Below are 7,509 nucleotides of genomic sequence, written 5' to 3' on the forward strand. Positions count from 1 at the left end.
ACATTTTCCACACCTAAAATGCTATTTCTGCGATAATAGCAACCGTTTCGTGACAGGAATCACGGAGTTTTTTGTCAAATATGAATTTCTCCAGATACGTAAATCTATGAGCCTTGTCGCGGTTAACACCCCAAAAAGACTTTACTATTCAGGCAATACATATTGGCTAAGGAGCAGTGAAATGCGCGTTAACAATGGTTTGACCCCGCAAGAACTCGAGGCTTATGGTATCAGTGACGTACATGATATCGTTTACAACCCAAGCTACGACCTGCTGTATCAGGAAGAGCTCGATCCGAGCCTGACAGGTTATGAGCGCGGGGTGTTAACTAATCTGGGTGCCGTTGCCGTCGATACCGGGATCTTCACCGGTCGTTCACCAAAAGATAAGTATATCGTCCGTGACGATACCACTCGCGATACTTTCTGGTGGGCAGACAAAGGCAAAGGTAAGAACGACAACAAACCTCTCTCTCCGGAAACCTGGCAGCATCTGAAAGGCCTGGTGACCAGGCAGCTTTCCGGCAAACGTCTGTTCGTTGTCGACGCTTTCTGTGGTGCGAACCCGGATACTCGTCTTTCCGTCCGTTTCATCACCGAAGTGGCCTGGCAGGCGCATTTTGTCAAAAACATGTTTATTCGCCCGAGCGATGAAGAGCTGGCAGGTTTCAAACCAGACTTTATCGTTATGAACGGCGCGAAGTGCACTAACCCGCAGTGGAAAGAACAGGGTCTGAACTCCGAAAACTTCGTGGCGTTTAACCTGACCGAGCGCATGCAGCTGATTGGCGGCACCTGGTACGGCGGCGAAATGAAGAAAGGGATGTTCTCGATGATGAACTACCTGCTGCCGCTGAAAGGTATCGCTTCTATGCACTGCTCCGCCAACGTTGGCGAGAAAGGCGATGTTGCGGTGTTCTTCGGCCTTTCCGGCACCGGTAAAACCACCCTTTCCACCGACCCGAAACGCCGCCTGATTGGCGATGACGAACACGGCTGGGACGATGACGGCGTGTTTAATTTCGAAGGCGGCTGCTACGCAAAAACTATCAAACTGTCGAAAGAAGCGGAACCTGAAATCTACAACGCTATCCGTCGTGATGCGCTGCTGGAAAACGTCACCGTGCGTGAAGATGGCACTATCGACTTTGATGATGGTTCAAAAACCGAGAACACCCGCGTTTCTTATCCAATCTATCACATCGATAACATCGTTAAGCCGGTTTCCAAAGCGGGCCACGCGACTAAGGTTATCTTCCTGACTGCTGATGCTTTCGGCGTGTTGCCGCCGGTTTCTCGCCTGACTGCCGATCAAACCCAGTATCACTTCCTCTCTGGCTTCACCGCCAAACTGGCCGGTACTGAGCGTGGCATCACCGAACCGACGCCAACCTTCTCCGCTTGCTTCGGCGCGGCATTCCTGTCGCTGCACCCGACTCAGTACGCAGAAGTGCTGGTGAAACGTATGCAGGCGGCGGGCGCGCAGGCTTATCTGGTTAACACTGGCTGGAACGGCACAGGCAAACGTATCTCGATTAAAGATACCCGCGCCATTATCGACGCCATCCTCAACGGTTCGCTGGATAATGCAGAAACCTTCACTCTGCCGATGTTTAACCTGGCGATCCCAACCGAACTGCCGGGCGTAGACACGAAGATTCTCGATCCGCGTAACACCTACGCTTCTCCGGAACAGTGGCAGGAAAAAGCCGAAACCCTGGCGAAACTGTTTATCGACAACTTCGATAAATACACCGACACCCCTGCGGGTGCCGCGCTGGTAGCGGCTGGTCCGAAACTGTAATGATTTGAAGCTGGAGAATATCTATCCAGTATCTTATAGAAAGCAAAACGGGAGGCACCTTCGCCTCCCGTTTATTTACCCTTCTTTTGTCGTGCCCTGCGCCCGCGTTACCGGCACTGGCAGCCAGGCGCGAATGGAAAGCCCGCCCCGCTCGCTGGTGCCAAGCTCCAGCATCCCGTTATGGTTATCCACGATACGCTGCACAATTGCCAGCCCTAATCCCGTGCCGCTAATGGTGCGTGCACTGTCGCCGCGGACAAACGGCTGGAACAGGTGCTTACGTTGTTCCGGCGCAATTCCCGGACCGTCATCTTCCACCTGGAACCAGGCGCGATTCGGCTCCGTCCCGCTGCTGAGTTTGATCCAGCCATTGCCGTAACGGGCGGCGTTGACCACCATATTCGCCACCGCGCGTTTGATCGACAGCGGGTGCATTTTCACTTCAATGCTGCCGGGGTAAAGCGCGGTTTCAATTTCCCGCTCATAGCCACTTTCGGCAGCAATAACCTCACCGAGTACTGCGTTGAGATCCGCCATTTCCATCGGCATCTCCTGCCCGGTGCGCAGGTAGTCGATAAACTGCTCAATGATGGCGTTGCACTCTTCGATATCTTTATTGATCGATTCGGCCAGGTAGCCATCCTGTTCGCTCATCATCTCGGTCGCCAGGCGAATACGCGTCAGCGGCGTGCGTAAGTCATGACTTACCCCCGCCATCAGCAACGTGCGGTCATCCGCCAGTTGCTTAACACCAGCCGCCATATGGTTAAAGGCGCGGGTAACCGAACGTACCTCGGACGCGCCATATTCACGCAGCGGCGGTGGAATAATCCCTTTACCGACCTGCAAAGCAGCATGTTCGAGATCGACCAACGGTCGGTTCTGGATACGAATAAACAGCCACGCCCCGCCTATCGCCAATAGCATAATCGCCAGCGTATAGCGGAACAGCGGAGAGAAATCGCCCTGATGAATTTCGGTCAGCGGCACGCGTACCCAGATATTGGGCGACAGCCAGGTTTTCAGCCAGACGACAGGCGAACTTTTGTTGACCTCAACGCGCACTTCCGTCGGGCCGCCCAGTTGCTGTGCCATCTGATGGCTTAAGAATTCATAGTGTTGCGCCCAACGCAGACCTGCCTCTTCGGCAGCCTCGTTGGAGTAGAGAGAGATCCCCAGCTCACGGTAGATCTCCCGACGGAAAGCGGGAGGCACAACCAACTGCGTGCCGTCCTCCAGTTGCAGTTTGTCGGTCATCAACATACGCACTTCGTACGCGAGGACTTTATTAAACTGCTGGAGGCTCGGCAAAATCGCGAAGTTCAGCACCACCAGATAAGTCGTCACCAGGCTGGCGAACAGCAAGGTGACGATGAGCAATAACGTACGGGCAAATGAACTTCGTGGCGAGAAGCGCAATCGCCTCATGCTTTAGAGCCGTCCGGTACAAAGACGTAGCCCAGGCCCCAAACGGTCTGAATGTAACGCGGATGCGCTGGATCTTCTTCTACCATGCGGCGCAGACGCGAAATCTGCACGTCGATGGAGCGTTCCATTGCGGAATATTCACGACCACGGGCAAGGTTCATCAGCTTATCGCGGGAGAGCGGCTCACGCGGATGGCTGACCAGTGCCTTCAGTACCGCAAACTCACCGCTGGTGAGCGGCATCGGCTCATCTTCGCGGAACATTTCGCGCGTACCGAGGTTAAGTTTGAACTTACCGAAAGCAATTACCGCCTCTTCCTGTGACGGTGCGCCTGGCAGTTCGTTCGCCTGACGACGCAGCACCGCACGAATACGGGCCAGCAGTTCACGCGGGTTAAACGGTTTTGGAATGTAGTCGTCAGCGCCAATCTCCAGGCCTACGATACGGTCCACTTCTTCCCCTTTTGCCGTCACCATAATGATCGGCATCGGGTTGCTCTGACTACGAAGACGTCGGCAAATCGACAAGCCATCTTCACCAGGTAACATTAAATCCAGTACCATAAGATGGAAAGATTCACGAGTCAGCAGGCGATCCATCTGTTCTGCATTAGCGACGCTTCGAACCTGGAAGCCTTGTTCGGTGAGATAACGTTCCAGCAGCGCACGCAGGCGCATGTCGTCATCGACCACCAGAATCTTGTAGTTCTCTTGCATTGTTTGTACTCCCAAAGGTTCGCAACAATTTGTAAGCGTGTATTCTTAAAAAAGCTCACGTTCGTCACCAGCTAAATCTGGTATGAATTTCAGCCTAAATTGTTACAAAGCATATTAAACAGCAGCTTAAGTATACAATTTATTCGGCGAAACATTATTGATTCTGTTGATATGATCACGTTATACCCAATGTGCGCATTATCAAACAGACAAAGGGAATCAACGAGATGAAAACGCCCCTGGTTACCCGGGAAGGGTATGAAAAACTCAAACAAGAGCTTAATTATCTCTGGCGTGAAGAACGCCCGGAGGTCACAAAAAAGGTGACCTGGGCCGCAAGTCTGGGCGACCGCAGCGAAAATGCTGACTATCAGTATAATAAAAAGCGTCTGCGTGAAATCGACCGTCGCGTGCGCTATCTCACTAAATGCATGGAAAATCTCAAAATCGTCGATTACTCCCCTCAGCAGGAAGGCAAAGTCTTTTTTGGCGCGTGGGTGGAGATTGAAAACGACGATGGCGTGACTCACCGTTTCCGTATTGTCGGCTACGATGAAATTTTTGGCCGTAAAGATTACATCTCTATCGATTCCCCGATGGCCCGCGCATTGCTGAAAAAAGAAGTCGGCGATCTGGCGGTGGTGAATACCCCTGCCGGGGAAGCGAGCTGGTATGTTAATGCTATCGAGTACGTGAAACCGTAAGGAAGAGTCTTAACCTCCTGCCGATGGCTGGCATTTTTGCCAGCCAGTCCGTATAACTATCCCCTGATTTTTGATCCGAAAAGATGAACTCAAACCATGATGAATGATTCGTTCTGCCGCATTATTGCGGGTGAAATTCAGGCGCGCCCGGAACAGGTTGACGCTGCCGTTCGCCTGCTTGACGAAGGGAATACCGTGCCGTTTATCGCACGTTATCGTAAGGAAATCACCGGCGGTCTGGATGACACGCAGCTGCGTAATCTGGAAACGCGTCTGAGCTATCTGCGCGAGCTGGAAGAGAGACGTCAGGCGATCCTCAAGTCCATTTCCGAGCAAGGCAAACTCACCGATGATCTGGCGAAGGCCATCAACGCCACCCTAAGCAAAACCGAACTCGAAGACCTCTACCTGCCCTACAAACCTAAACGCCGCACCCGCGGGCAAATCGCCATTGAAGCAGGGCTTGAGCCGTTGGCTGACCTGCTGTGGAGCGATCCGTCACACACGCCAGAAGTCGCCGCTGCACAATATGTTGATGCCGATAAAGGCGTGGCAGATACCAAAGCCGCGCTGGATGGCGCGCGCTATATCCTGATGGAACGGTTTGCCGAAGATGCCGCGCTGCTGGCGAAAGTGCGTGATTATCTGTGGAAGAACGCGCATTTGGTTTCTACGGTGGTGAGCGGTAAAGAAGAGGAAGGGGCGAAATTCCGCGACTATTTCGATCATCACGAACCGTTGTCCACGGTGCCTTCTCACCGCGCGCTGGCGATGTTCCGTGGGCGTAACGAAGGCGTACTCCAGCTTTCGCTGAATGCCGATCCGCAGTTCGATGAGCCGCCCAAAGAGAGCTATTGCGAGCAAATCATCATGGATCACCTTGGCCTGCGCCTGAACAATGCCCCGGCGGATAGCTGGCGCAAAGGCGTAGTGAGCTGGACCTGGCGCATCAAGGTGCTGATGCATCTGGAAACCGAACTGATGGGTACCGTGCGCGAACGCGCGGAAGATGAAGCAATCAACGTCTTTGCCCGTAACCTGCACGATCTGCTGATGGCGGCCCCTGCCGGACTGCGTGCAACGATGGGCCTCGATCCGGGTCTGCGTACTGGGGTAAAAGTGGCGGTGGTCGATGCCACTGGCAAACTGGTAGCGACCGATACCATTTACCCGCACACCGGACAAGCCGCAAAAGCAGCGATGACCGTTGCTGCCTTGTGTGAAAAACATAACGTTGAACTGGTGGCGATCGGCAACGGTACAGCTTCCCGCGAAACTGAACGTTTCTATCTCGACGTGCAGAAGCAGTTCCCGAAAGTGACCGCACAGAAAGTGATCGTCAGCGAAGCTGGCGCGTCGGTTTACTCAGCTTCCGAGCTGGCAGCGCAGGAGTTCCCGGATCTCGACGTTTCGCTGCGTGGCGCGGTGTCTATCGCCCGCCGTTTGCAGGATCCGCTGGCGGAGCTGGTGAAAATCGATCCGAAATCTATCGGCGTAGGTCAGTATCAGCATGACGTCAGCCAGACGCAACTGGCCCGCAAACTGGACGCAGTAGTAGAAGACTGCGTAAACGCCGTTGGCGTCGATCTCAACACTGCTTCTGTTCCGCTGTTAACCCGCGTGGCGGGCCTGACGCGCATGATGGCGCAAAACATCGTGGCCTGGCGCGATGAGAACGGCCAGTTCCAGAACCGTCAGCAACTGCTGAAAGTCAGCCGTCTGGGGCCGAAAGCCTTCGAGCAGTGCGCGGGCTTCTTGCGCATTAACCACGGTGATAACCCGCTGGATGCTTCTACCGTCCACCCGGAAGCCTATCCGGTGGTGGAACGCATTCTGGCAGCAACACAGCAGGCACTGAAAGATCTGATGGGTAACAGCAGCGAACTGCGTAACCTGAAAGCGTCTGACTTTACTGATGAAAAATTCGGTGTGCCGACAGTAACTGACATCATCAAAGAGCTGGAAAAACCGGGTCGCGATCCGCGTCCGGAATTTAAAACCGCTCAGTTTGCCGATGGCGTCGAGACAATGAACGACCTGCAACCGGGTATGATCCTCGAAGGTGCGGTGACCAACGTCACCAACTTTGGCGCGTTTGTCGATATCGGCGTGCATCAGGACGGCCTGGTTCACATCTCTTCATTGTCGAACAAGTTTGTGGAAGATCCGCATACCGTGGTGAAAGCGGGCGACATTGTGAAGGTGAAAGTGCTGGAAGTGGATCTTCAGCGTAAACGTATCGCCCTGACTATGCGTCTGGACGAGCAGCCTGGCGAAACCAACGCCCGTCGCGGCGGCGGTAATGAACGCCCGCAAAACAACCGCCCGGCAGCCAAACCACGCGGTCGTGAAGCGCAGCCTGCCGGTAATAGCGCGATGATGGATGCGCTGGCGGCGGCAATGGGCAAAAAACGTTAAACGCCCGGACTGGCCCCTAAACCTGCGCGATAAGGCGTTCACGCCGCATCTGGCAACGAACGCCTTGCCTGACATAAAAGTGCCGGAGAATATCTCCGGCCTTTTTATTCCACAACCAAACTCATAATATATTCCGGCAATATTTATCACTTCATTAACAACTGAAACCTTAATTAAACATTAGCCAGTCGGTAATGACTCCAACTTACTGATAGTGTTTTATGTTCAGATAATGCCCGATGACCTTGTCATGCAGCTCCACCGATTTTGAGAACGACAGTGACTTCCGTCCCAGCCTTGCCAGATGTTGTCTCAGATTCAGATTATGTCGCTCAATGCGCTGAGTGTAACGCTTGCTGATAACGTGCAGCTTTCCCTTCAGGCGTGATTCATACAGCGGCCAGCCATCCGTCATCCATACCACGACCTCAAAGGCCGA

General features: G+C 53.7%; 6 protein-coding genes. 3 read left to right on the top strand and 3 right to left on the bottom strand.

The annotated features are described in order from the left end of the window. Positions 1 to 181: 181 nt before the first annotated feature. The gene (gene pckA, locus BFF42_RS11030) at positions 182 to 1,804 is read left to right on the top strand and encodes a phosphoenolpyruvate carboxykinase (ATP) (RefSeq protein WP_001265681.1); all 1,623 of its coding nucleotides are present in this window, start codon (positions 182 to 184) and stop codon (positions 1,802 to 1,804) included. A 75-nt stretch (positions 1,805 to 1,879) separates the two neighbouring features. On the opposite strand, the gene envZ is transcribed toward pckA, so the two are convergent. Further along, complete coding sequence (gene envZ, locus BFF42_RS11035) at positions 1,880 to 3,232, bottom strand: two-component system sensor histidine kinase EnvZ (RefSeq protein ID WP_001253690.1); 1,353 nt, start codon at positions 3,230 to 3,232, stop codon at positions 1,880 to 1,882. Then, on the bottom strand, positions 3,229 to 3,948 hold the full coding sequence (ompR, locus tag BFF42_RS11040) for an osmolarity response regulator transcription factor OmpR (protein WP_001157751.1): 720 nt from the start codon (positions 3,946 to 3,948) through the stop codon (positions 3,229 to 3,231). Before ompR ends, envZ begins: the two co-directional genes overlap by 4 nt. Before the next feature lie 227 nt (positions 3,949 to 4,175). On the opposite strand from ompR, the gene greB reads away from it, so the two are divergent. Then, positions 4,176 to 4,652, top strand: a complete 477-nt coding sequence (gene greB, locus BFF42_RS11045) for a transcription elongation factor GreB (RefSeq protein ID WP_000856744.1) — start codon at positions 4,176 to 4,178, stop codon at positions 4,650 to 4,652. 96 nt (positions 4,653 to 4,748) lie between these two features. Then, positions 4,749 to 7,070 (top strand): Tex family protein, encoded by a 2,322-nt coding sequence (locus BFF42_RS11050; RefSeq protein WP_000980706.1) that lies wholly within the window; start codon positions 4,749 to 4,751, stop codon positions 7,068 to 7,070. A 205-nt stretch (positions 7,071 to 7,275) separates the two neighbouring features. On the opposite strand, the gene BFF42_RS11055 is transcribed toward BFF42_RS11050, so the two are convergent. Continuing rightward, on the bottom strand, positions 7,276 to 7,509 hold a 234-nt coding region (locus BFF42_RS11055), incomplete at its 5' end, for an IS1 family transposase (RefSeq protein ID WP_001393844.1).

The organism is Shigella sp. FC1661 (genome assembly GCF_001712525.1).
In the GTDB taxonomy this organism is placed as follows: Bacteria; Pseudomonadota; Gammaproteobacteria; order Enterobacterales; family Enterobacteriaceae; genus Escherichia; species Escherichia coli.